Origin of the sequence: Pseudomonas sp. KBN10P06128 (genome assembly GCF_037574945.1) — a bacterium.
Taxonomy (GTDB): domain Bacteria; phylum Pseudomonadota; class Gammaproteobacteria; order Pseudomonadales; family Pseudomonadaceae; genus Pseudomonas; species Pseudomonas aeruginosa.
Genome location: NZ_JBBELR010000001.1, coordinates 5,136,073 through 5,157,632, shown reverse-complemented (window position 1 = coordinate 5,157,632; position 21,560 = coordinate 5,136,073). Strand labels below are relative to the sequence as shown.

Sequence of the window (21,560 nt, the reverse complement as noted above, 5' to 3'; positions counted from 1 at the left end):
AAAAGCCGGAGGCAGCGATGCCTCCGGCTTTTTCTTGCGTGCGAGGGCGGCGGCTCAGGCCGCCGCGTCGAAGCTGTCGGCCCGCGCCATGTTCCACATGCGCTCGTAGAACTCGCCCTCGATCTTGCCGGAAAGCAGTTCGCCCGGCTTGAGGAAGTAGTGCAGCTGCGAGAACAGGCGGATCTCGGTGTCGGTGATGCGTCGCACCAGGTGCTTGGCTTCGAGCTGCGAGGGATGTTCCAGGCCCGCCGCGGCGAGCATCTCGGCCAGGCCCTTGAGGGTGTTGCGATGGAAGTTGCGCACCCGCTCGGCCTTGTCCGGCACCACCAGCGCGCGCTGGCGCAGCGGGTCCTGGGTGGCGACGCCGGTCGGGCACTTGTTGGTATGGCAGCTCTGCGACTGGATGCAGCCGATGGCGAACATGAAGCCGCGCGCCGAGTTGGCCCAATCCGCGCCGGTGGCCAGGACGCTGGCGATATCGAAGGCGCTGACGATCTTGCCGCTGGCGCCGACCTTGATCTTGTCGCGCAGGTTGAGGCCGACCAGGGTGTTGTGGACGAACAGCAGGCCTTCGCGCAGCGGCACGCCGATATGGTCGGTGAACTCCAGCGGCGCCGCGCCGGTGCCGCCTTCCTTGCCGTCGACGACGATGAAGTCGGGGAGGATGCCGGTCTCCAGCATGGCCTTGGCGATGCCCATGAACTCCCATGGATGGCCCAGGCAGAACTTGAAGCCGACCGGCTTGCCGCCGGACAGTTCGCGCAGCTGGGCGATGAACTGCATCAGCTCGATCGGCGTGGAGAAGGCGCTGTGGCGCGACGGCGAAACGCAATCCTCACCCATCGGCACGCCACGGGTGGCGGCGATCTCGGGGGTGACCTTGTGCTTGGGCAGGATACCGCCGTGTCCCGGCTTGGCGCCCTGGCTGAGCTTGATCTCGATCATCTTCACCTGCGGGTCGAGGGCCTGGGCGGCGAAGCGCTCAGGGTCGAACTTGCCATCGCGGGTGCGGCACCCGAAGTAGCCGCTGCCCAGTTCCCAGACCAGGTCGCCGCCGTTCTCGCGGTGATAGGGGCTGATGCTGCCCTCGCCGGTGTCGTGGTAGAAGTTGCCCATCTGCGCGCCACGGTTCAGCGAGCGAATGGCGTTGGCGCTGAGGGCGCCGAAACTCATCGCCGAGACGTTGAACAGCGAAGCGGAGTACGGCTTGCTGCATTGTGGCCCGCCGATGTCGACGCGGAACTCGCAGGGATCGCTGAGCGGCGCCGGACGCATCGAGTGGCTGATGAATTCGTAGCCGGCGGTGTACACGTCGATCAGGGTGCCGAAGGGCTTCTCCGAGCTTTCGTTCTTCGCCCGCGAGTAGACCAGCGAGCGCTGGGCGCGGGAGAAGGGCAGGGCGTCGCCGTCGGCTTCCAGCAGGTACTGGCGGATCTCCGGGCGGATGCCTTCCACCAGATAGCGGATGTTGCCCAGGATCGGATAGTTGCGGCGCACCGCGTGGGGCGTCTGGATCAGGTCGAACAGGCCGAGCAGGCTCAGGGCCACGCCCAGGAGGGTGAACGGCCAGAGCCATTCGGTGCTGCCGAGGAACGGCAGGCTGAGCAAGGTGAACAGGGCGATACAGGCGAAAAACGCATAGCGACTGAGTAGCGACAGATTCATCATGTCTCCAATCTTCAGGCTTCGGTTCAAAATGGTAGTCACCTTCTTCGAGGCGTCTACGACGGGTTCCCCCCGCGCTAACCAAGCGCTGATTATGGGAAACAAACGGGGATAGAAAGCAAGCTAATAATTGTGTCTGGATGGTCGAGCAGCCGAATGGTCGCCGGGAACTCTTTCCGGAGTTGCGAATTATTCTTATCGGAGTAATATGTAACTATATAACATTATGTAGGAGGCATCCCCATGAAACCCGGCATCCATCCCGAATACCGTCCCGTCCTGTTCCATGACACCTCGGCCGACGTGTACTTCCTGATCGGCTCCACCGCGGAGACCGACAAGACCCATACCCATACCGACGGCAAGACCTATCCCTACGTGACGCTGGACGTTTCCAGCGCCTCGCACCCGGTCTACACCGGCGAACAGCGCAAGACCAAGAGCGAAGGCCGCGTGGCCGGGTTCAACAAGCGTTTCGCCGGCTTCGTCGGCGGCAAGGGGGCCTGATGAAAGTCCTCGCCTCGCTGAAACAGGCCAAGCTGCGCCATCGCGATTGCCAGGTGGTGAAGCGCCGTGGCCGGCTCTACGTGATCTGCAAGTCGAATCCGCGCTTCAAGTGCGTGCAGGGCCGGCCGAAGCCGAAGATCAAGCGCCGCTGAGCGGCGACGGGACGGTCGCCCGTCCCGTCAGCCCTGGGCCTGGAGGAACAGGCCGAACAGCTCGGACTGCGACTTGATGCCGAGCTTGCCGTACATGTGCTTGCGGTGGACCTTCACGGTTTCCGCCGAGATCGCCAGCTTGCGGGCGATCTCCTTGCTCGAGCAGCCGCTGAGCATCAGCCTGCCGACCTCCAGTTCGCGCGCCGTCAGCGGCGTGCCCATCTGCTCCGCGACCTTCTCCAGCGAACCCTGCCAGCCCGGCTCCGGCGCCGCAGGGCTGTTCAACACTTCGTCCTCGAAGGCCAGGCGCTGGCGCATCAGCCCGGCCACCCAGGGCCGCACCAGACCGAGCACGGCGAGTTGCTCGGGGGTGAAGCGGCGCCGCGAGCCGAGCGACAGGCAGAGGGTGCGTTCGCCGGAGAGCTGGACGTTGATCTGGATTTCATCGGCCACCACGTTGAGGCGGAAGTAACGCTGGTAGTAATCGGTCTGCTCGAAGCATTCCGGTGCCACGTCGGCCAGACGGAACAGGCCGCTGCACGGGTTCTCGCGGCTGGCGATGTAGAACGGGTCGAGCAGGTAGAGGCCTCGCAGGTAGTCCTGGAACAGCGGATCCGGCCCGCCGTCGGCGCCCGGGCATTCGGCGAACACCTGTGGCCGGCCCTGGCTGAACAGCAGGGCCACCCAGCTGTCGAACGGAACGTACTGTTCGAGCAGGCGTACCAGGCGAATCCAGAAGTCCGGCGCATCCAGCGCCTCGACCAGTTGCCCGACGGAGCGGTGCCAGGCGATGTCCTGCAAGGTGAAACTCATCTTCTACCCCTGTTGGGTTAACCCTCGGACGTAATTATCGGCGCGGGGAACGCCAAGCATACTGTGCCGACCCCTGCATACGAACAGCGCGCGTGCCGAACAGCGCCGAGAACAACAAGGAATTCCGATGAAAGTCGAACTCGTCCAGATCGCCGGTCGCGATGGCGACACCGCGCACAACCTGGAACGCGCCCTGGCGGCCATCGCCGACTGTGCGGCGGACACCGAACTGGTGGTGTTCCCGGAAACCCACCTGACCGGCTTCCCCAGCGAAGACAACATCGCCGCCCTCGCCGAGCCGCTCGACGGCCCGACGGTCAGCGCGGTGCAGCGCGTCGCCCGTGAACGTAACGTTTCGGTGGCGATCGGCATCGCCGAGGCGGACGCCGGCCGCTATTACAACACCACCCTGCTGATCGCTCCCGACGGCATCGCCCTGAAATACCGCAAGACCCACCTGTGGGCCTCCGACCGCGGCATCTTCACGCCTGGCGACCGCTACGCCACCGCCCTGTGGAACGGCATCCGGGTCGGCCTGCTGGTGTGCTTCGACATCGAGTTCCCGGAAAGCGCGCGGGCCCTCGGCCAACTGGGTGCGGAACTGATCATCGTGACCAATGGCAACATGGACCCCTATGGCCCGACCCATCGCACTGCGATCATGGCCCGCGCCATGGAAAACCAGGCCTACGCGGTGATGGTCAACCGCGTCGGGCATGGCGACGGCGGGCTGGTCTTCGCCGGCGGCAGCGCGGTGGTCGATCCCTATGGCCAGTTGCTCTGCGAGGCCGGGCGCGAAGAATGCCGGCAGATCGTCGAACTGGACCTCGGCCGGTTGCAGGATGCGCGTCGGGATTACCGTTACCTCGAAGAGCGTCGCCTGGTCCTGCCCGGCGAGCGCCGCGAGCACCCGGACGGCCTGCGCGAGCTGCTGATTCCCTGATTCACCGCGGCGCGACAGGAGCGTCGCGTCGTCCTCCGCCCGCCAGCGAGCGGGCGAGGATCGGCCCGGAAAGCCGTAGCACAACGATGGGCGCCCGAGCGTCCGCCGGTCTCCCGGGTGAGGGGAGGCCCCTGCGCCCCGCGGCCCGGCCGGCTGCGGGCCACTGCCATAACAAACGATAATTCCGGAGTAAGCAGTAATGGCCAGACTCAAGCGCACCCTGTCGCTGGGTTCCGTGGTGCTGTTCGGCATCGCCTACATGACCCCCATCATCGTCCTCGGGACTTTCGGCATCCTCGCCGAGACCACCCAGGGACACGTTCCCGCCGCCTACATCGCCGCTTCCCTGGCGATGCTCTTCACCGCCCTCAGCTACGGGCGCATGGCCGCGGCCTTCCCGGTGGCCGGCTCGGCCTATACCTACGTGCGCAAGGCCATCGATTCCCGGCTCGGCTTCATCGCCGGCTGGGCGGTGCTGCTCGACTACCTGTTCCTGCCGATGGCGATCTGGCTGATCGGTGCCGCCTACCTGCACTCGGCCTTTCCCGCGGTACCCAACGCGGTCTGGGTGCTGGCGTTCATCTGCGTGACCACGACGATCAACATCGTCGGTCTGCGCCTGGCGAAGAACGTCAATGGCCTGCTGATGCTGGTGCAGTTCCTGGTCCTCGGCGCCTTCGTCGCGCTCTGCGTGCACTACGTGCTGGGCGACCCGGGCAAGCCGCTATGGTCGCTGCAACCGTTGCTCGGTGGCGACCTGCAGGTGCCGCTGGTGATGAGCGGTGCGGCGATCGCCTGCTACTCGTTCCTCGGTTTCGACGCGGTCAGTACCCTGACCGAGGAAACCCGCGACCCGCGGCGCAACATCCCGCGGGCGATCCTGCTGATCACCCTGCTGGGCGGGTTGATCTTCATCGTCACCTCGTACTTCGTGCAACTGGCGCACCCGTCGTTCGCCTTCGACAGCGCGGACTCGGCGGCCTACGAGATCGCCCGCAACATCGGTGGCGACCTGTTCGTGACCTTCTTCCTGGTCGGCCTGATCGTCGGCCAGTTCACCTCCGGCCTCTCGGCCCAGGCCAGCGCCTCGCGCCTGCTCTTCGCCATGGGCCGCGACGGCGTCCTTCCGCGGCCGTTCTTCGGGCGTCTCGGCAAGCGCTTCGAGACGCCGGTGAACAGCATCGTCCTGTGCGGCGTGGTGGCCCTGCTGGCGCTGCAGATGGACGTGACCACCTCCACCTCGTTCATCAACTTCGGCGCCTTCCTCGCCTTCAGCCTGGTCAACCTGTCGGTGGTCTTCCACTACTACCTTGGCGCCGAGCGCCGCGGCCCACGGGAAACCCTGTTGTTCCTGGTATTCCCTGGCATCGGCCTGGTCGCCGACCTGTGGCTGATGGCCAGCCTCGACCATCTGGCGATCATCCTCGGCCTCTGCTGGCTGGCGCTGGGCGCGGTGTACCTGGCGGCGATCACCCACGGTTTCCGCGAGCAGCCGCCGGAGATGCGTTTCGAGGAGGGCTGAGAAAGAATCGACGCCCGTTTCGCGGCGGCAAGGCGCAGGCTCCTGGCCTAGAGTGGCTATCCATCGCCTCCCTGGTTCCGGAGCCGGCCATGTCCGACGCAGCGTTGTTCCTTCCCCTTCCCGATGACGACACCCTGTATGCCGCGCTGTTGGCGCGCGACCCCGCCTACGATGGCTTCGCCTTCGTCGGGGTGAAGAGCACCGGGGTGTTCTGCCGCCTGACCTGCCCGGCGCGCAAGCCGAAGCGCGAGAACACCCTGTTCTTCGATTCGATCAAGGGCTGCGTCGAGGCCGGCTTCCGACCCTGCCTGCGTTGCCGGCCGCTGGAGCGGCTCGGCACGCAGGGGCCGCTGGTCAGCGACCTGCTCCAGCGCCTCGGTCGGCAACCGCAGCGGCGCTGGTTCGAAGACGACCTGGCGGCGCTGGGCTATGACCCGTCCACCGTGCGCCGTGCCTTCAAGCGCGAGTTCGGCGTGACCTTTCTGGAAATGGCTCGCCTGCGCCGTCTTGGCCAGGTCGCCGAGCGGCTGTCCTCGGGCGCGCGGGTGATCGACGCGCAACTGGATGCCAGCTTCGACTCCGACAGCGGCTTCCGTAGCGCCTTCGCGCGGCTGCTGGGCGAGCCGCCGTCGCAGTTGCGCGGGCGCGAGCTGCTCAAGGCGGACTGGCTGCAGACCCCGCTCGGCGCCATGCTCGCGGTGGCCGATGCGCAGGCCCTGCACCTGCTGGAATTCTTCGACCGCCCGGCGTTGAGCGGGGAGCTGAAACGCCTGCAGAAGAGCAGCGGATCGAGCATCGGTTTCGGCCGTTTCGCCCCCATCGACAGGATCGAGGCGGAACTCGCCGGCTACTTCGACGGTACTCCTGTGCGCTTCCGGACCCCGTTGGCGCTGAACGCCTCGGCCTTCACCCGCACGGTCTGGCAGGCGCTGCGCGAGGTACCGTGCGGCAGCACGCAGAGCTACGCCGGGCTGGCCAGGTCCATCGGCTCGCCGTCGTCGGTGCGCGCCGTGGCCCGCGCCAACGGAGCCAACCAGATCGCCATCGTGATTCCCTGCCACCGCGTCATCGGTTCGGACGGTTCCCTGACCGGCTATGGCGGTGGCCTGTGGCGCAAGCGCTGGTTGCTGGAGCACGAGCGGCGCATGGGCGCTGCCGGCTAGCCGGGATCGCCGCCCAGAAGCCGGGCGGGGGCGCGCAACACCGGTTCCCGCTCGACCGCTGCGGGCCGCTGCAAGTCCTCGGCGTCGGCGCGCTCGGCGGTCGACAGGTCGCTGGCGTGGAACCCGGTGATCCGCAACAGGGCCAGGGTACAGGCCAGCGAGACCAGCGCGTAGCAGGCCGAGGCCAGGGCCACGCCGACGATGCTGCCGGTACTGTTGAGAATCCACTGGGCCAGTACCGGCGTACCGCCGCCGACCAGCAGCGAGCAGAGCTGGTAGGCCAGCGACAGGCCGGTGTAGCGCACCCGCGCCGGGAAGGCTCGGGCGAGGATACCGCCCACCGCGCCGTAGAACATCGCGTGCGGCACCGTGGCCAGGCACATGCCGGCCGCGGCGATCCAGTAGACCTTGGTTTCCACGGCGAAGAACATCGCCGGCATCAGGATGAACTCCGGCAGCACCATCAGGCATGCCGCCTTGCGCATGTCGATGCGCGAAGTGAGCAGCGCCCCCAGCGGCTGGCTGAGGAACTGCACCACCAGCGCGACCACGATGATGCTGAGGAAGGTGCCCTGGCTGTAGCCGAGGGTCTTGGTCGCCCAGGAGAGGGCGAAGGTGCTCTTGAAGTAGGTGACGTGGATGATCGGCAGCACGCCGGCGCCGAGCAGGACGATCTTCCAGTGCTTGCCCAGCACCTCGGCGAGCGGCAGCTTCACCGTGCGCTTCTGCGCCAGCACACGCTTCATGTCTTCCGACTCCTCCAGCTTCAGGCGGATCACCATGCCGACGATGACCAGCACCGCAGAGAGCAGGAACGGCGCGCGCCAGCCCCAGAGAATGAAGTCCGAGGCGGGCAGGGCGCTGAGGGCGAAGAACGCCAGGGTCGCCAGCAGGTTGCCGGTGGGCGAGCCCTGCTGGGCGAAGGCGGCGTACAGGATGCCCTTGCCCTTGGGCGCGCTTTCGCTGGCGATCAGGATCGCGCCGCCCCACTCGCCGCCGACCGCGATGCCCTGGACGATACGCAGCGCCACCAGGGAGATCGGCGCCCAGATGCCGATCTGCGTATAGACCGGCAACAGGCCGATGCAGGTCGTGGCGATGCCCATCATGATCAGGGTGATCACCAGGGTGGTCTTGCGGCCGATGCGGTCGCCGAGATGGCCGAAGATGATCCCGCCCAGCGGGCGAGCGATGAAGCCCGACCAGAGGGTGACGAAGGACAGCAGGGTGGCCAGGCCCGGATCCATGTCGGCGGGGAAGAATACCTTGCCGAACACCAGGGCGGCGGCCAGGCCGTAGATGTAGAAGTCGTACCACTCGATGGTGGTGCCGATGAAGGAGGCGATACCGGCCCTGCGGGCCTTCTTGTGCAGGTCGGCGTCTTCGGGAGAGGGCGTGCGCGGCATGGGTCGAGTCCTGTTTATTGTTGTTCTCGCCGACACGCCGCTCCCTACCGCCCTTCGCTGAAAGGCGGGGCGGAAACGCTGGTTTCCGTGGAGGGAGAGCGTGCGTCGGTGTTGACCCGGGTGCCTCGGAGTCTAGGTGGCACCCCCGCAAATCAATAGTCTTTTAATCTTATGGCTCGATAAGGGATTCCATATCGACGTTTTCCGTCAGCCCTCGCTCAGGCGTCGTCCAGGCCGCTCTTCAGCGTCGCCAGGAACGCCTGCGCCGCCCGGGAAGGTTCGCTGGCCGGAAGGATCGCGTGGATCTCCGAACGCGCGCCGGCCGGCTCGATCTCCAGGTAGCGCACCTCGTTCCGCCAGGCCAGGCAGAGGGTCTCCGGGATCAGCGCGACGCCCATGCCGAGACCGACCATGGCGGCGACGGTCTGCCACAGGCGCGCCTCGTGGCGGATGCGCGGGCTGAAGCCGGCGTCCACGCAGCGGGCGATGATCAGGTCGTGGTAGTGCGGGGAGACATGGCGCGGGAAGAGGATGAAGTCTTCGTCGCGCAGTTCGGCGAGGTCCAGACGCGCCTGGCCAGCCAGGCGGTGCCCGGCGGGCAGGCAACAGAGGAACGGGTCGCTGATCAAGGGTTCGGAGACGATTTCCGCCGGCAGCCTGCCCCAGTGCACGAAGCCCAGGTCGATCTGCCCGCGCTGCAACGCCTGGGCCTGCTCCGCGCTGTTCATTTCGCCGAGCACCACCTCCATGTTCGGGTGCTCCCGTTCGAAGCGGGACATGGCCCTGGGCAGGCCGCGGTAGAGCATGGAATTGACGAAGCCGACGCGCAGTTGGCCGACGTCGCCCTCGGCGGATAGCTGGGTCAAGCGTTTCACCTTCTCTGCCTGCAGCAGCAGGTTGCGCGCTTCCACCAGCAGGACCTGGCCGGCGCCGGTGAGCTTCACCGACTTGTTATTGCGTAGCAGCAATTGGGTTCCGAGCTGTTCCTCCAGCTTCTTGATGTCGAAGCTCAGCGCCGGCTGGGAGATGAACAGGCGAGCCGCGGCGCGACCGAAATGCAGTTCCTCGGCGACCGCGATGAAGTAGCGAAGCTGTCTGAGATCCATGGCAGGCACCTGGTTCTACGATCTGTTTTTCTTATCGTCGATGATTTTTTTTGTATTGGATGCTTATCGAACCACTCGCCTAGTCTCGGCGCAAGACAAGCAGGAGCCGCGCCATGACCGCCATGCCCGAAGTACTTCGCGAAGATACGCTGAACATCCCCGACAGCCGTGGGCTGAATCTCTACACCTGCGATCCGGCCCTGGAGCGGCTGCTGGAGGTATACCTGCCGCCGGCGTTGCTCGCCGAATGGCGGCCGCTCCTCGAACGGCTCGGCGCCCGTGCCGGCGGCGAGCTGGACGTGCTGGCGCTGGCGGCGGACAAGAACCCGCCGGTGCTGGTGCCGCGCACCCGCCGCGGCGAGGATTTGCAGAGCATTCGCAAGCATCCGGACTACGTCGCCCTCGAACGGGTGGCCTATGCCGAACTCGGCCTGGCTTCCATGAGCCATCGCCCGGACGGCCCGCCGCCGCTGGTCAAGTATGCGCTCACCCACCTGTTCGTACAGGCCGAGTTCGGCCTTTGCTGCCCGGTCAGCATGACCGACTCGCTGACCCGCACCCTGCGCAGGTTCGGCGCGCCGGAACTGGTTGAGCGCTATCTGCCGTCCCTCGCCTCGCGGGATTTCGACGAGCTGTTCCAGGGCGCCATGTTCATGACCGAGCAGGCCGCCGGCTCCGACGTGGCGCGGACCCGTACCGTGGCGCGGGAGCAGGGCGGCGAGTGGAAGCTCTACGGCGACAAGTGGTTCTGCTCCAACCCGGACGCCGACCTGGCGATGGTCCTGGCCCGGCCCGAAGGCGCGCCGGAAGGAATGAAGGGCGTGACCCTGTTCCTGTTGCCGAAGGTCCGCGAGGACGGCACGCGCAACGCCTATCGCATCGTCCGCCTGAAGGACAAGCTGGGCAGCCGCTCCATGGCCAGCGGCGAAGTCCGCCTGGAAGGCGCCAGCGCCTACCTGATCGGCGAGATCGGCCGCGGCTTCCAGCAGATGGCCGACATGGTCAACATGTCGCGCCTGTCCAACGGCGTGCGCGCCGCCGGGCTGATGCGCCGGGCGCTGAGCGAGGCTCTGTTCGTCGCCCGCCATCGGCGCGCCTTCGGCAAGCACCTGATCGACATGCCGCTGATGCAGAAGCAGTTGCTGAAGATGATGCTGCCCACCGAACAGGCGCGATCGATGTTCATGCAGATCGCCACGCTGCTGCCGCGCGCCGATGGCGGCGAGGTCGAGGCGCAGAAATGCGTGCGGATCCTCACCCCGCTGATCAAGTTCCGCGCCTGCCGCGATGCGCGACGGGTCACCGGCGACGCCATGGAGGTGCGCGGCGGGGTCGGCTACATCGAGGAGTGGAGCGACCCGCGCCTGGTGCGCGACGCCCACCTGGGGTCGATCTGGGAGGGCACCAGCAACATCGTGGCGCTGGACGTCGCCCGTGCGGTGAGCCGCGAACAGGCGCTCGAACCCTTGCGGCGCCACCTGCGCCGGCTGCTGGATGACAGCGATCTGCCAGGGGACGCCCGCGACCTCTTCGACGAACTGCTGGTGCGAGTGGTCGCGACCATGGCCGACGTCGCCGAGCGCCGCCAGGACGAGCAGGTGCGCCAGGCCGGCAGCGCCCTCTACCACCTGTGCACGGCGATCTTCATGGCCTGGGAAGCCAGCCGCCAGGCACCCGACCAGCGCCGCCTGGCCCTGGCCTTCCTGGTCGCCCGGCACAAGCTGCTGCCGCGCGACCCGCTGCACCTGGAGGGCTGGACCGACCAGGCCGAACTGCTGGCCAGGGTGGTCGGCGAGGTGCCGCTGAGCCAGGCCGAAGCCATGCAATTGCTGCCGGCCTGACTGCCCGCATTCCCGCTCACAACAACCAGAGAGTCGCCATGACCAATCAGATGGGCGCCCTGCGTGGCCTGAAAATCATCGATCTCAGCCGGGTCCTCGGCGGACCCTACTGCTCCCAGGCGCTGGCCGACCACGGCGCCGAGGTGATCAAGCTGGAACCCCTCGGCGGCGACGAGACCCGTGGCTGGGGGCCGCCCTTCGAGGGCGACACGGCGTCCTACTTCAAGGGCGTGAACCGCAACAAGAAGGGCATCGCCGTCGACCTGGCGACGGCGGAGGGCATCGAGCTGCTGCTGCGCTTGCTGGAGGACGCCGACGTACTGCTGGAGAACTTCAAGCCCGGCACCCTGGCGCGCTGGGGGATCGGCTACGAGGAGGTGCTTCGCCAGCGCTTCCCGCGGCTGGTCCACTGCGCGGTATCGGGCTTCGGCGCCGACGGCCCGCTCGGCGGCCTGCCCGGCTACGACGCGGCGATCCAGGCGATGGCCGGACTGATGAGCGTGAACGGCGAGGCCGGCGGCGAGGCGTTGCGCATCGGCCTGCCGATCGTCGACATGGTCACCGGGCTGAACGCCATGGCCGGCATCCTCCTCGCCCTCCACGAGCGCCAGGTCAGCGGGCGCGGGCAGTCGGTGGACATCGCCCTGTACGACTGCGGTATCTCCCTGCTGCACCCGCACCTGCCGAACTACTTCGCTTCCGGACGTACGCCCCGGCGTAGCGGCAACGCCCACCCGAACATCGCGCCCTACGACAGCTACCGCACCGGTACCGAGCCGATCTTCCTCGCCGTCGGCAACGACCGCCAGTTCGCCCGCCTGTGCGAGTACCTGGGAGCGGATGAACTGCCGGGGGACCCGCGCTTCGCCGACAACGGCAAGCGCTCGGTCAACCGCGAGGCGCTGAAGCGCGCCCTGGAGGACTACCTGGCGGCCCACGACGGTCGCGAGCTGGCCGAGCGGCTGATCCGTCTCGGCGTGCCCTGCGGAGCCATCGCCACGGTGGATCGGGTGGTGGAGCACCCGCACACCCGCCATCGCGGGATGGTCGTCGAACTCGAGGGCTATTGCGGCATCGCCTCGCCGGTGAAGCTTTCGCGCACCCCGGCCAGCTACCGCGCCGCGCCGCCGGTGCTGGGCGGAGACACCCGGGAAGTCCTGGCGGAACTGGGATTGAGCGCCGAGGCGATCGACGCGCTGGTCCGGCGCGGCATCGTCCGCGCCTGAAACCCCTCACGGCACGGCCTGCGCCGTGCAACTCAATCCCCGGGCAATTGGAGATGGCCATGGATTCCTCCCCTGGGGCGGTGCGCCCCGAACTCGTGCTGCTGGAGCGGCCGGAGCAGGGTGTGGCCCTGTTGCGACTGAACCGCCCGGCAGTGCTCAACGCCCTGAACATGCGCCTGCGCGAGGCTCTGGCGGAGCACGTACGGCGCCTCGACGAGTGCGCCGATACCCGGGTCATCGTCCTCACCGGAAATGGCACGGCGTTCGCCGCCGGCGCCGATCTCAACGAACTGGCGGAGGCGTCCGCGCTGGAGATCCAGCAGCGCGGGGTGGAGCGCCACTGGCAGGCCCTCGCCGCCTGCCGCAAGCCGCTGATCGCCGCCGTGGAGGGCTATGCCCTGGGCGGAGGCTGCGAGTTGGCGATGCACTGCGACCTGATCGTCGCCGGTGCCTCGGCGCGCTTCGCCCAGCCGGAAATCCGTGTCGGCGTGATGCCCGGCGCCGGCGGCACCCAGCGCCTGGTGCGAGCGGTGGGCAAGTTCCAGGCGCTGCGCATGCTGTTTACCGGTTGCACGGTACAGGCGCCGGAGGCCCTGGCCATAGGGTTGGTCAGCGAGGTGGCGGCGGATGGCCAGGCATTGGATCGCGCCCTCGAACTGGCTCGCCAGATCGCCGGCCTGCCACCGCTGGCGCTGGCGCAGATCAAGGAAGTGGTCCTGGCCGGCGCCGATCTGCCGCTGGACCAGGCCCTGGCGCTGGAGCGCAAGGCCTTCCAGTTGCTGTTCGACAGCCACGACCAGAAGGAGGGCATGCGGGCCTTCCTGGAAAAACGCACAGCGGAGTACCTGGGAAAATGAGCGAGCCACCGATCGTTCTCATCGGCATCGTCGGTACCGGCGCCATGGGCCAGGGCATCGCCCGGCTCGCTGCCTGTGCCGGCCTGTCGGTGCTGCTCTACGACAGCCGCCAGGGGGCGGCGCTGCAAGCGCGCGAGCAGATCGCCACGGTCCTTGCCCGGCAGGTGGAGCGGGGCCGGCTGGAGGCGGAGTCTGCCGCGCGCGCGATGGGCAATCTGCGGGTGGTCGAGGACTTGCGGGTCCTACGCGGCTGCCAGTTGGTGATCGAGGCGATCGTCGAGAACCTGGAGGCCAAGCAGGCGTTGTTCCGCCAATTGGAAGAGGTGGTCGGCGACGAAGCGATCCTCGCCAGCAATACCTCCTCGCTGTCGGTTACCGCGATCGCCTCGGCCTGTCGCGATCCCGGCCGGGTCGCCGGTCTGCACTTCTTCAATCCGGTGCCGCTGATGCGTCTGGTGGAGGTGATCGACGGTCTCGCCACCCGCACCGGCATCGCCGAGCGACTGTGCGCCCTGGTGGCGACCTTCGGCCACCAGGCGGTGCGTGCCACGGACAGCCCCGGCTTCATCGTCAACCATGCCGGACGGGCCTTCGGCACCGAGGCGCTGCGTATCCTCGGCGAGGGCGTGGCGCCGGTGGCGGCGATCGACGAAGTCCTGCGCGAGGGCGCCGGCTTCCGCATGGGCCCGTTCGAGCTGTTCGACCTGGTCGGGTTGGACGTCAGCCTGCCGGTGATGGAGTCGATCTACCGGCAGTACTACGAGGAGCCGCGTTATCGTCCGCATCCCTTGCTGCGCCAGATGCTCGCCGCCGGCCGCCTGGGGCGCAAGAGCGGCCAGGGCTTCTACCGCTACGACGGCGCTGGGCAGGTGCCCGCCGCCGCCCCGGCGGTTGCGCCAGGCGCGGCGTTGCCGCCGGTGTGGCTGGGCGTCGACGACGAACATGACCGCGCGCCATTGCTGACGTTGCTACAACGTCTGGGCGCCGAGGTGGAGAGTGGCGAGCGTCCTTCCGGGGCGGCGTTGTGCCTGCTTGCGCCGCTGGGCGCCGACGTCAGCGCCGCAGCGCGGCGGTTCGCCGTCGATCCGACGCGCAGCCTGGCCATCGACGTGCTGTCGGACCTGGAGCGACACCGCTGCCTGATGGCCTGCCCGGCGACCCGAGCGGAGCTGCAGCAGGCCGCTCGCACCCTGTTCGCACGGGACGGCGTGGGCGTCACGCTGATTCGCGACAGCGCCGGGTTCATCGTCCAGCGCACCCTCGCCTCGATCGTCAATCTCGCCTGCGACATCGCCCAGCAGGGTATCGCTTCGGTGGAGCACATCGACCTGGCGGTGCGCCTCGGTCTCGGCTATCCGCTGGGGCCGCTGGAGTGGGGCGACCGACTGGGCGCCGGGCGCGTGCTGCGCATCCTCGAACGCCTGCATGCGCTCAGCGGCGACCCGCGCTATCGCCCCAGTCCCTGGCTGCGCCGGCGCGCCCAACTGGGCCTTTCCCTGCGCCAGCCGGACAGCCCGTTGGCCTCCTGATCCCTTCGCGGAGAAACACACCATGCTCGATGCCTATATCTACGCCGGCCTGCGTACGCCTTTCGGCCGGCATGCCGGTGCACTCTCGACGGTGCGTCCGGACGACCTGGCCGGCCTGCTGCTGGCGCGTCTCGCGGAAACCTCCGGGTTCGCCGTCGACGACCTGGAGGATGTGATCCTCGGTTGCACCAACCAGGCTGGCGAAGACAGCCGCAACCTGGCGCGCAACGCGCTGCTCGCAGCCGGCCTGCCGGCGCGGCTGCCCGGGCAGACGGTCAACCGCTTGTGTGCCAGCGGACTGTCGGCGGTGATCGACGCGGCGCGCGCGATCAGTTGCGGCGAGGGCCGGCTGTACCTGGCCGGCGGCGCCGAAAGCATGTCCCGGGCGCCGTTCGTCATGGCCAAGGCGGAGAGCGCCTTCAGCCGCACGCTGGAGGTCTTCGACAGCACCATCGGCGCGCGCTTCGCCAACCCCAGGCTGGTCGAGCGCTATGGCAACGACAGCATGCCGGAGACCGGCGACAACGTGGCCCGCGCCTTCGGCATCGCCCGCGAGGACGCCGACCGTTTCGCCGCTTCTTCCCAGGCGCGCTACCAGGCTGCGCTGGAGGAGGGCTTTTTCCTCGGCGAGATCCTTCCGGTGGAGGTGCGTGCCGGACGCAAGGGCGAGACGCGGCTGGTGGAGCGCGACGAGCATCCGCGGCCGCAGGCCGACCTGGCGGCCCTGGCGCGCTTGCCGGCGTTGTTCGCCGGCGGGGTAGTGACCGCCGGCAATGCCTCGGGGATCAACGACGGGGCGGCGGTAGTGCTGCTGGGCGACCGCGCGATCGGCGAGCGCGAGGACATCCGGCCGCTGGCGCGGATTCTCGCCAGCGCCAGCGTCGGCGTCGAGCCCCGGCTGATGGGCATCGGCCCGCAGCAGGCGATCCTCCGCGCGCTGCAACGCGCCGGCATCGACCTGGACGAGGTCGGCCTGATCGAGATCAACGAAGCCTTCGCGCCGCAAGTTCTGGCCTGCCTGAAGTTGCTCGGCCTGGACTACGAGGACCCGCGGGTCAATCCCCATGGCGGCGCCATCGCCCTCGGCCATCCGCTCGGCGCCTCCGGTGCGCGCCTGGTGCTCACCGCCGCCCGCGGGCTGCAACGCATCGAGCGGCGCTACGCGGTGGTCAGCCTGTGCGTCGGGCTCGGCCAGGGCGTGGCGATGGTGATCGAGCGCTGCCGATGAGACACCGTTCCCCCTAGAAAAAGAGGCGCCCAGGCGCCCGTTCGGAGTGCGTATGAACAACAACAAGAAATGCGCGTTTTTCCTGCTGCCGATCCTTGCCGGCGATAGCGTTCCCGCCCTGGCCGAGGGCTTCCTCGAAGACTCGCGGGCCAGCCTGGCCTTGCGCAACTTCTACATGAACCGCGACTTCCGCGATGGCGTGGGGCGTGCGAAAAGCGAGGAGTGGGCCCAGGGCTTTCTCTTCGACTACCGCTCGGGCTATACCAAGGGCACCCTCGGCGTGGGTCTCGACCTGCTGGGCAAGCTCGGCGTCCGGCTCGATTCCGGCGCGGGGCGTAGCGGCACCGGCCTGCTTCCTCTTCGCGACGATGGCAGCGCGGCGGGCGACTACGCGCGGCTGGACGCGACCGCCAAGCTGCGCCTGTCGCGCAGCGAGCTGAAGGTCGGCGGCCTGGTGCCGAAGCTACCGACCATCCAGCCCAACTACGGGCGGCTATTCCCCCAGGTGTTCCAGGGCGCGCTGCTGACTTCCGGCGAACTGAGCGGACTGAGCCTGAACCTGGGACGGCTGACCGAGGTCAGCCAGCGCAACGAGGCGGGCACCAGCGACCTGGCGCTGTTCAACCGCAACCGGCGTTTCGCCGGCGCGGCGCAGGCGGACCGTTTCGACCTGGCTGGCCTGGACTACCGTATCGCCCCGGACTGGACCGGCAGCTACCACTATGGCGAACTGGAGCAGGTCTACGCCCAGCATTTCCTCGGTCTCAAGGGGCGCATCGGCGTCGCCGCGGATAGCCTGGAGAGCGACTTGCGCCTGGCGCTCAGCCGGGATACCGGCGGCGCTCGCGGCGGGCGCATCGACAACCGTTCCTTCAGCGGGTCGCTCACCTACCGCCTGCGCAACGGCCAGGCCTTCGGCCTGGGCTACCAGCGGATGAGCGGCGACCACGGCTTCCCCTACCTGGAGGGGACCGATCCGTACCTGGTCAATTTCGGCCAGTACAACGACTTCGCCGAGGCTGGCGAGTCCTCCTGGCAACTGCGCTACGACTGCGACTTCGCGCCGCTCGGGGTGCCCGGCCTGAGTCTGATGACGCGCTATTTCAGCGGCCACGGCGCGAAACCTAAGGGCGTCGACGGCAGTCGCGAGTGGGAACGCGACAGCGACCTGCGCTACGTGTTGCAGGGCGGTCCGCTGAAGGGACTGGGGCTGGTCTGGCGCAACGCTACCTACCGTTCGGCCTTCAGCCGCGACATCGACGAGAACCGCCTGTACCTGACCTATGAGCTGCCGCTGTTCTGAGTCGCTCAGCCCTTGGCGGCGCTGACCCCTTCGAGGGTGGCGAAGGAGGTGTCCTTGGCGGTGAGCAGGAAGTCGCGCATGAATGGCGCATCGAACATGTCCGTGCGGATGGCGGCGAAGAGCGTGCAGTACAGGCCCTTTTCACCGAGGCGCCGGGCCGTCACGTAGCCGCGCGAGCTGTACTCGTGCAGGGCCCAGTTCGGCAGGCAGCAGACGCCGCGACCGGAGGCCACCAGTTGCATCATCATCACGGTCAGCTCGGCTATGCGCACCTGCGCCGGCTCCACGTCGGCGGGGTCGAGGAAGCGGGTGAAGACGTCGAGACGGTCGCGTTCCACCGGATAGGTGATCAGGGTTTCCCGCTCCAGATCCTCCGGGACGACGTACGGCCGGCCAGCCAGGGCATGCTGGTTGGCCACCGCCAGCAGCGCTTCGTAGGTGAACAGTGGCACGTAGGTGATGCCGGGCAACTCGACCGGGTCGGCGGTCACCACCAGGTCGAGGTCACCGCGGGCCAGGGCCGGCAGCGGCGCGAAGGAGAAGCCCGAGGCCAGGTCCAGTTCGACTTCCGGCCAGGCGTCGCGGAACTGGTCGATGGTCGGCATCAGCCACTGGAAGCAACTGTGGCATTCGATGGCCATGTGCAGGCGTCCGGCGGTACCGCCGGCGAGCCGCGCCAGGTCGCGCTCGGCGGTGCGCAGTTGGGGCAGCAGCGAGTCGGCCAGTTGCAGCAGGCGCAGCCCGGCGCTGGTGAAGCGTACCGGCTTGGTCTTGCGCACGAACAACTGCATGCCCAGGCGCTCTTCCAGTTCCTTGAACTGGTGCGACAGCGCCGACTGGGTAAGGTGCAGGCGCTCGGCGGCTTCCACCAGGCTGTCGGCTTCGCGCAGCGCGTGCAGGGTCTTGAGGTGGCGAAGTTCGAGCATGGCGGCCTCTGTATGAGCAAAACTTGATAGCGGTGCGGATTCGTTGAGTTTGTCTCATACGCCAGGGGCTGTCGACAAGCGATGGCCTCGATCCCGCAGAGCGCGCGATCGTGGAGCGACGGGGAGAATAGCCCGGCACACGGGACGGCGGCCCGGAGCAGCGGCGCAACGCCGCAGAGCCACAGCGCCACGACCGCCTGGCGGCATTCATCAAACTGTCACGCTACTGTGGCAGCGCGCTGGACGAAATTTAATCAGAATCGCGCTCCACTGGGGTTTTGCGTTCTGGGTTTTCTTCATGCGTGCTTTCATCTTCCTGGCCGCCTTGTTGTGCAGCCTCTCCTCCTTTGCGGCGGCGCGTTGCGACGCACGCGTACCTACCGAGACGGTCGAACTGGGCGACGTGCGCCTGGCCTACCAGAGCATCGGCCGCGACAGCGATCCGGCCCTGCTGCTGGTGATGGGCCTGGGCGGGCAACTGATCCACTGGCCGGACGAGGTGGTCAGCGCCCTGTGCGAGCAAGGCTTCCGGGTGATCCGCTACGACAACCGCGACGTCGGCCTGTCGGCCTGGAACGTGCCGGTGCCCAGCTCGCGGCTGACCTACGAAGTGGTGCGTTATCGCCTCGGCCTGCCGGTCAGCGCGCCCTATACCCTCACCGACATGGCCGGCGATGCCCTGCATCTGCTCGATGCGCTGGATATCCCCCAGGCCCATGTGCTCGGCGCCAGCATGGGCGGGATGATCGCCCAGCACATCGCCGACATGGCGCCGCAGCGCCTGCTCAGCCTGACCCTGGTGATGACCAGCTCCGGCGCCGAAGGCCTGCCGGCGCCCAGCGAGTCGCTGCTGCGCCTGCTGGCGCGGCGCGAGGCGGCCAGCCGCAAGCAGGCGGTCGAGCAGCAGGCCGACCTGCTGGCGGCGCTGGGCAGCCCGGAAGTGCGCGACGATCGCCAGCAACTTCTGTTGCAGGCCGCACGTTCCTACGACCGCGCGTTCAACCCGGAAGGCGTGCAGCGGCAATTGCTGGCGATCCTCGCCGAACCCAGCCGGGTGCCGCTGCTGAACCGTCTGCAGGTGCCGACCCTGGTGATCCATGGCACCGCCGATCCGCTGCTGCCGGTGATGCACGGCGTGCACGTGGCGGCGCATATCCGTGGCTCGGAGCTGAAGCTGATCCCCGGTCTCGCCCATCGCTTCCAGGAAGCCTTCAAGGAGCCGTTGCTGGCGGCGGTGGTGCCTTACCTGAAGGCCCATCGGCAGGCCAGCGTCGTCCAGCTCTGAAGCCGCGCTCGCGGTCTCAGGCGTGCAGGCGTACCCAGAGGCCCACCAGCACGCTTGCCGCCACCAGCCAGGCCAGCGCCGCCAGGGCCAGCGAGGTCTCCAGGCGGAAGCGCTCGACCAGCAGGTAGAGCGCGGCGAGATAGACGAAGTAGGGGATGATCGACCACATGCCGAAGACGATGGTGGTCTTCAGGTCGTCCAGCGAACGGCCCTTGCCGACGATGTAGTGGGCAATCAGGGCGAAGGTGGGAAACAGCGGCACCAGGCCGGCGATGTAGTAGTTGCGGGTCTTCGACAGGACGGCGAGGAGCACGACCACGGCGGCGCCGATCAGCGCCTTGAACATCAGGTCCACGGGATTCTCGACTGCGGCGGCGCCACCGGCTTGGTGGCGTCGCGCATTATGCCCGGATCGTCCCGTACCCTTCCATAACGAACGAGGCCCGCAAAAGCGGGCCTCGACGTTTCTGGCTGGCGATCAGGCCGCATGCACCCGCGGGCGATGCGGATGCTCGCTCTGCAGGTACTGGCCGAGGCGCACCTGCTGGCTCGGCGAGAGGAACAGGCCGAGCTTGCTGCGGCGCCAGAGGATGTCCTCGGCGTCCTGGGCCCACTCGTGCTTGCACAGGTAGTCCACTTCGCGGGCATACAGGCCGCCGCCCAGGTGCTCGCCGAGATCGGCTTCGCCATTGACCCCGTCCAGCAGGCGCCATACCCGGGTGCCGTAGGTGCGCGCCCAGCGCAGCGCCAGTTCGCGGTCGAGCCAGGCGTAGCGGTTGGCCAGTTGCTCGGTGAGCGCCTCGACGCTCTGCATCTGCTCGCCGCCCGGCAGCGGTGCCTTGGCGGTCCAGGCCGGGCCGAGATTGGCGAAGAACGGCTGGAGCTGCGTCAGCGCCGATTCGGCCAGCTTGCGGTAGGTGGTCAGCTTGCCGCCGAACACCGAGAGCAGCGGCGGCTCGCCGTTGCCGGCGGAGAGCGACAGGGTGTAATCGCGGGTGATCGCCGAAGGCTCGTCGGACTCGTCGTCGCACAGCGGACGCACGCCGGCGAAGCTGTGCAGGATGTCGGCGGCCGCGAGTTGCTGCTTGAAATGGGCGTTCACCACTTGCAGCAGGTAGGCGGTTTCCTCTTCGCTGATCGCCACCTTGGCCGGGTCGCCCTGGTACTCGCGATCGGTGGTGCCGATCATGGTGAAGCGGTCCAGATAGGGGATGGCGAAGACGATGCGGCGGTCTTCGTTCTGCAGGATGTAGGCGTGCTCGCCTTCGTACAGCTTCGGCACGATGATGTGGCTGCCCTGGATCAGGCGGATACCGTAGGGCGACTTCTGTTTCAGGTCGTCCTGGATGAAGCGCGCTACCCAGGGGCCGGCTGCGTTCACCAGGGCGCGGGCGCGGATCGAATACAGGCTGCCGTCGCTGCGCTCCAGGTGCAGGTGCCAGAGTCCCTTGCTGCGACGGGCGCTGACGCAGCGGGTGCGGGTATGGACGTGGGCGCCGTGCTCGCGGGCGGAGATCGCGTTGAGCACCACCAGGCGCGCATCGTCCACCGCGCAGTCGGAGTACTCGAAGCCACGGCGGATCTCGGCCTTCAGCGGGCTGCTGCCGGTGAAGCGCAGGCCGCGCGAGGCGGGCAGCTTCTCGCGCTTGCCGAGGTGATCGTAGAGGAACAGGCCGGCACGGATCATCCAGGCCGGGCGCAGGTGCGGACGGTGCGGCAGGACGAAGCGCAGCGGCTTGACGATGTGCGGCGCCTTGGCCAGCAGGACCTCGCGCTCGGCCAGGGCTTCGCGGACCAGGCGGAATTCGTAGTGTTCGAGGTAGCGCAGGCCGCCGTGGATCAGCTTGCTGCTGGCCGAGGAGGTGTGCTGGGCCAGGTCGTGCTGTTCGCAAAGGAACACGGACAGGCCGCGCCCGGCTGCGTCGGCGGCGATCCCTACACCGTTGATGCCACCGCCGACCACGGCGACATCGTAGACTTCGGCGAGTGGAGCGGAGGGGGTGTGCGCTTGACTCATGTGAAAGGCCCTGAAGTCGAAAGTGAACGTAGTTTTGTTCGAATTCGAAAATAGCTTAGTCGATTGCGCAG

At 67.8% G+C, this 21,560-nt stretch carries 19 protein-coding genes; 12 read left to right on the top strand and 7 right to left on the bottom strand.

Annotated features, from left to right (window positions below; genetic code table 11):
- Positions 1–54: 54 nt before the first annotated feature.
- The gene (locus VQ065_RS24085; protein WP_003092223.1) at positions 55–1,665 is read right to left on the bottom strand and encodes an FMN-binding glutamate synthase family protein; all 1,611 of its coding nucleotides are present in this window, start codon (positions 1,663–1,665) and stop codon (positions 55–57) included.
- A 243-nt stretch (positions 1,666–1,908) separates the two neighbouring features.
- On the opposite strand from VQ065_RS24085, the gene VQ065_RS24080 reads away from it, so the two are divergent.
- A complete protein-coding gene (locus VQ065_RS24080) occupies positions 1,909–2,172 on the top strand; it encodes a type B 50S ribosomal protein L31 (protein WP_003092213.1) in 264 nt (87 codons plus the stop codon).
- Entirely contained in the window at positions 2,172–2,324 is a 153-nt protein-coding gene (gene ykgO, locus VQ065_RS24075) for a type B 50S ribosomal protein L36 (RefSeq protein WP_003092209.1), read from the top strand. The genes VQ065_RS24080 and ykgO overlap by 1 nt, the downstream gene beginning before the upstream one ends.
- A 27-nt stretch (positions 2,325–2,351) precedes the next feature.
- On the opposite strand, the gene VQ065_RS24070 is transcribed toward ykgO, so the two are convergent.
- Positions 2,352–3,137 carry a helix-turn-helix transcriptional regulator gene (locus tag VQ065_RS24070; protein ID WP_003092207.1) on the bottom strand — a complete coding sequence of 262 codons (786 nt, stop codon included), beginning with the start codon at positions 3,135–3,137 and terminating at the stop codon, positions 2,352–2,354.
- A gap of 127 nt (positions 3,138–3,264) precedes the next feature.
- On the opposite strand from VQ065_RS24070, the gene VQ065_RS24065 reads away from it, so the two are divergent.
- The 3 genes from VQ065_RS24065 (at position 3,265) to VQ065_RS24055 (ending at position 6,765) form a co-directional block, all read left to right on the top strand.
- Positions 3,265–4,080 carry a carbon-nitrogen hydrolase family protein gene (locus VQ065_RS24065; protein WP_003092205.1) on the top strand — a complete coding sequence of 272 codons (816 nt, stop codon included), beginning with the start codon at positions 3,265–3,267 and terminating at the stop codon, positions 4,078–4,080.
- A 199-nt stretch (positions 4,081–4,279) separates the two neighbouring features.
- Positions 4,280–5,602, top strand: a complete 1,323-nt coding sequence (locus VQ065_RS24060; RefSeq protein WP_003092203.1) for an APC family permease — start codon at positions 4,280–4,282, stop codon at positions 5,600–5,602.
- An 89-nt stretch (positions 5,603–5,691) separates the two neighbouring features.
- A complete protein-coding gene (locus tag VQ065_RS24055; protein WP_014603974.1) occupies positions 5,692–6,765 on the top strand; it encodes a bifunctional transcriptional activator/DNA repair enzyme AdaA in 1,074 nt (357 codons plus the stop codon).
- Here VQ065_RS24055 and VQ065_RS24050 read toward each other — a convergent pair.
- Positions 6,762–8,171 (bottom strand): MFS transporter, encoded by a 1,410-nt coding sequence (locus tag VQ065_RS24050; RefSeq protein ID WP_003109708.1) that lies wholly within the window; start codon positions 8,169–8,171, stop codon positions 6,762–6,764. The two genes, VQ065_RS24055 and VQ065_RS24050, sit on opposite strands and share 4 nt — an antisense overlap.
- 218 nt (positions 8,172–8,389) lie before the next feature.
- Positions 8,390–9,277 carry a LysR substrate-binding domain-containing protein gene (locus VQ065_RS24045; RefSeq protein ID WP_003092195.1) on the bottom strand — a complete coding sequence of 296 codons (888 nt, stop codon included), beginning with the start codon at positions 9,275–9,277 and terminating at the stop codon, positions 8,390–8,392.
- A gap of 113 nt (positions 9,278–9,390) precedes the next feature.
- Here VQ065_RS24045 and VQ065_RS24040 point away from each other — a divergent pair, with 113 nt between their 5' ends.
- From VQ065_RS24040 to VQ065_RS24015, 6 genes are read left to right on the top strand one after another with little or no spacing between them, the layout of a single operon-like run.
- Positions 9,391–11,118, top strand: a complete 1,728-nt coding sequence (locus tag VQ065_RS24040) for an acyl-CoA dehydrogenase family protein (RefSeq protein WP_003092194.1) — start codon at positions 9,391–9,393, stop codon at positions 11,116–11,118.
- Between the two features lie 38 nt (positions 11,119–11,156).
- On the top strand, positions 11,157–12,344 hold the full coding sequence (locus VQ065_RS24035; protein ID WP_014603973.1) for a CaiB/BaiF CoA transferase family protein: 1,188 nt from the start codon (positions 11,157–11,159) through the stop codon (positions 12,342–12,344).
- A 59-nt stretch (positions 12,345–12,403) separates the two neighbouring features.
- Positions 12,404–13,201 carry an enoyl-CoA hydratase gene (locus VQ065_RS24030; RefSeq protein WP_023098464.1) on the top strand — a complete coding sequence of 266 codons (798 nt, stop codon included), beginning with the start codon at positions 12,404–12,406 and terminating at the stop codon, positions 13,199–13,201.
- Complete coding sequence (locus VQ065_RS24025; protein ID WP_003092188.1) at positions 13,198–14,730, top strand: 3-hydroxyacyl-CoA dehydrogenase; 1,533 nt, start codon at positions 13,198–13,200, stop codon at positions 14,728–14,730. Before VQ065_RS24030 ends, VQ065_RS24025 begins: the two co-directional genes overlap by 4 nt.
- Positions 14,731–14,752: 22 nt before the next feature.
- Complete coding sequence (locus VQ065_RS24020) at positions 14,753–15,958, top strand: 3-oxoadipyl-CoA thiolase (protein WP_003092185.1); 1,206 nt, start codon at positions 14,753–14,755, stop codon at positions 15,956–15,958.
- 52 nt (positions 15,959–16,010) lie between these two features.
- On the top strand, positions 16,011–17,261 hold the full coding sequence (locus tag VQ065_RS24015) for an OprD family porin (protein WP_003092183.1): 1,251 nt from the start codon (positions 16,011–16,013) through the stop codon (positions 17,259–17,261).
- 5 nt (positions 17,262–17,266) lie between these two features.
- On the opposite strand, the gene metR is transcribed toward VQ065_RS24015, so the two are convergent.
- A complete protein-coding gene (gene metR, locus VQ065_RS24010) occupies positions 17,267–18,187 on the bottom strand; it encodes a transcriptional regulator MetR (protein WP_003092181.1) in 921 nt (306 codons plus the stop codon).
- Positions 18,188–18,485: 298 nt separating this feature from the next.
- On the opposite strand from metR, the gene VQ065_RS24005 reads away from it, so the two are divergent.
- Complete coding sequence (locus VQ065_RS24005) at positions 18,486–19,472, top strand: alpha/beta fold hydrolase (RefSeq protein ID WP_003092179.1); 987 nt, start codon at positions 18,486–18,488, stop codon at positions 19,470–19,472.
- Positions 19,473–19,488: 16 nt separating this feature from the next.
- On the opposite strand, the gene VQ065_RS24000 is transcribed toward VQ065_RS24005, so the two are convergent.
- Complete coding sequence (locus VQ065_RS24000; RefSeq protein WP_003119370.1) at positions 19,489–19,818, bottom strand: GlpM family protein; 330 nt, start codon at positions 19,816–19,818, stop codon at positions 19,489–19,491.
- 132 nt (positions 19,819–19,950) lie between these two features.
- Positions 19,951–21,489 (bottom strand): glycerol-3-phosphate dehydrogenase, encoded by a 1,539-nt coding sequence (gene glpD, locus VQ065_RS23995; protein ID WP_003098460.1) that lies wholly within the window; start codon positions 21,487–21,489, stop codon positions 19,951–19,953.
- Between the last annotated feature and the right edge of the window lie 71 nt (positions 21,490–21,560).

Bases quoted from the DNA above. Each gene is read 5' to 3' on its own strand.
- VQ065_RS24085 (WP_003092223.1), bottom strand. From the start codon at position 1,665: ATGAATCTGTCGCTACTCAGTCGCTATGCGTTTTTCGCCTGTATCGCC.
- VQ065_RS24080 (WP_003092213.1), top strand. From the start codon at position 1,909: ATGAAACCCGGCATCCATCCCGAATACCGTCCCGTCCTGTTCCATGAC.
- ykgO (WP_003092209.1), top strand. From the start codon at position 2,172: ATGAAAGTCCTCGCCTCGCTGAAACAGGCCAAGCTGCGCCATCGCGAT.
- VQ065_RS24070 (WP_003092207.1), bottom strand. From the start codon at position 3,137: ATGAGTTTCACCTTGCAGGACATCGCCTGGCACCGCTCCGTCGGGCAA.
- VQ065_RS24065 (WP_003092205.1), top strand. From the start codon at position 3,265: ATGAAAGTCGAACTCGTCCAGATCGCCGGTCGCGATGGCGACACCGCG.
- VQ065_RS24060 (WP_003092203.1), top strand. From the start codon at position 4,280: ATGGCCAGACTCAAGCGCACCCTGTCGCTGGGTTCCGTGGTGCTGTTC.
- VQ065_RS24055 (WP_014603974.1), top strand. From the start codon at position 5,692: ATGTCCGACGCAGCGTTGTTCCTTCCCCTTCCCGATGACGACACCCTG.
- VQ065_RS24050 (WP_003109708.1), bottom strand. From the start codon at position 8,171: ATGCCGCGCACGCCCTCTCCCGAAGACGCCGACCTGCACAAGAAGGCC.
- VQ065_RS24045 (WP_003092195.1), bottom strand. From the start codon at position 9,277: ATGGATCTCAGACAGCTTCGCTACTTCATCGCGGTCGCCGAGGAACTG.
- VQ065_RS24040 (WP_003092194.1), top strand. From the start codon at position 9,391: ATGACCGCCATGCCCGAAGTACTTCGCGAAGATACGCTGAACATCCCC.
- VQ065_RS24035 (WP_014603973.1), top strand. From the start codon at position 11,157: ATGACCAATCAGATGGGCGCCCTGCGTGGCCTGAAAATCATCGATCTC.
- VQ065_RS24030 (WP_023098464.1), top strand. From the start codon at position 12,404: ATGGATTCCTCCCCTGGGGCGGTGCGCCCCGAACTCGTGCTGCTGGAG.
- VQ065_RS24025 (WP_003092188.1), top strand. From the start codon at position 13,198: ATGAGCGAGCCACCGATCGTTCTCATCGGCATCGTCGGTACCGGCGCC.
- VQ065_RS24020 (WP_003092185.1), top strand. From the start codon at position 14,753: ATGCTCGATGCCTATATCTACGCCGGCCTGCGTACGCCTTTCGGCCGG.
- VQ065_RS24015 (WP_003092183.1), top strand. From the start codon at position 16,011: ATGAACAACAACAAGAAATGCGCGTTTTTCCTGCTGCCGATCCTTGCC.
- metR (WP_003092181.1), bottom strand. From the start codon at position 18,187: ATGCTCGAACTTCGCCACCTCAAGACCCTGCACGCGCTGCGCGAAGCC.
- VQ065_RS24005 (WP_003092179.1), top strand. From the start codon at position 18,486: ATGCGTGCTTTCATCTTCCTGGCCGCCTTGTTGTGCAGCCTCTCCTCC.
- VQ065_RS24000 (WP_003119370.1), bottom strand. From the start codon at position 19,818: ATGTTCAAGGCGCTGATCGGCGCCGCCGTGGTCGTGCTCCTCGCCGTC.
- glpD (WP_003098460.1), bottom strand. From the start codon at position 21,489: ATGAGTCAAGCGCACACCCCCTCCGCTCCACTCGCCGAAGTCTACGAT.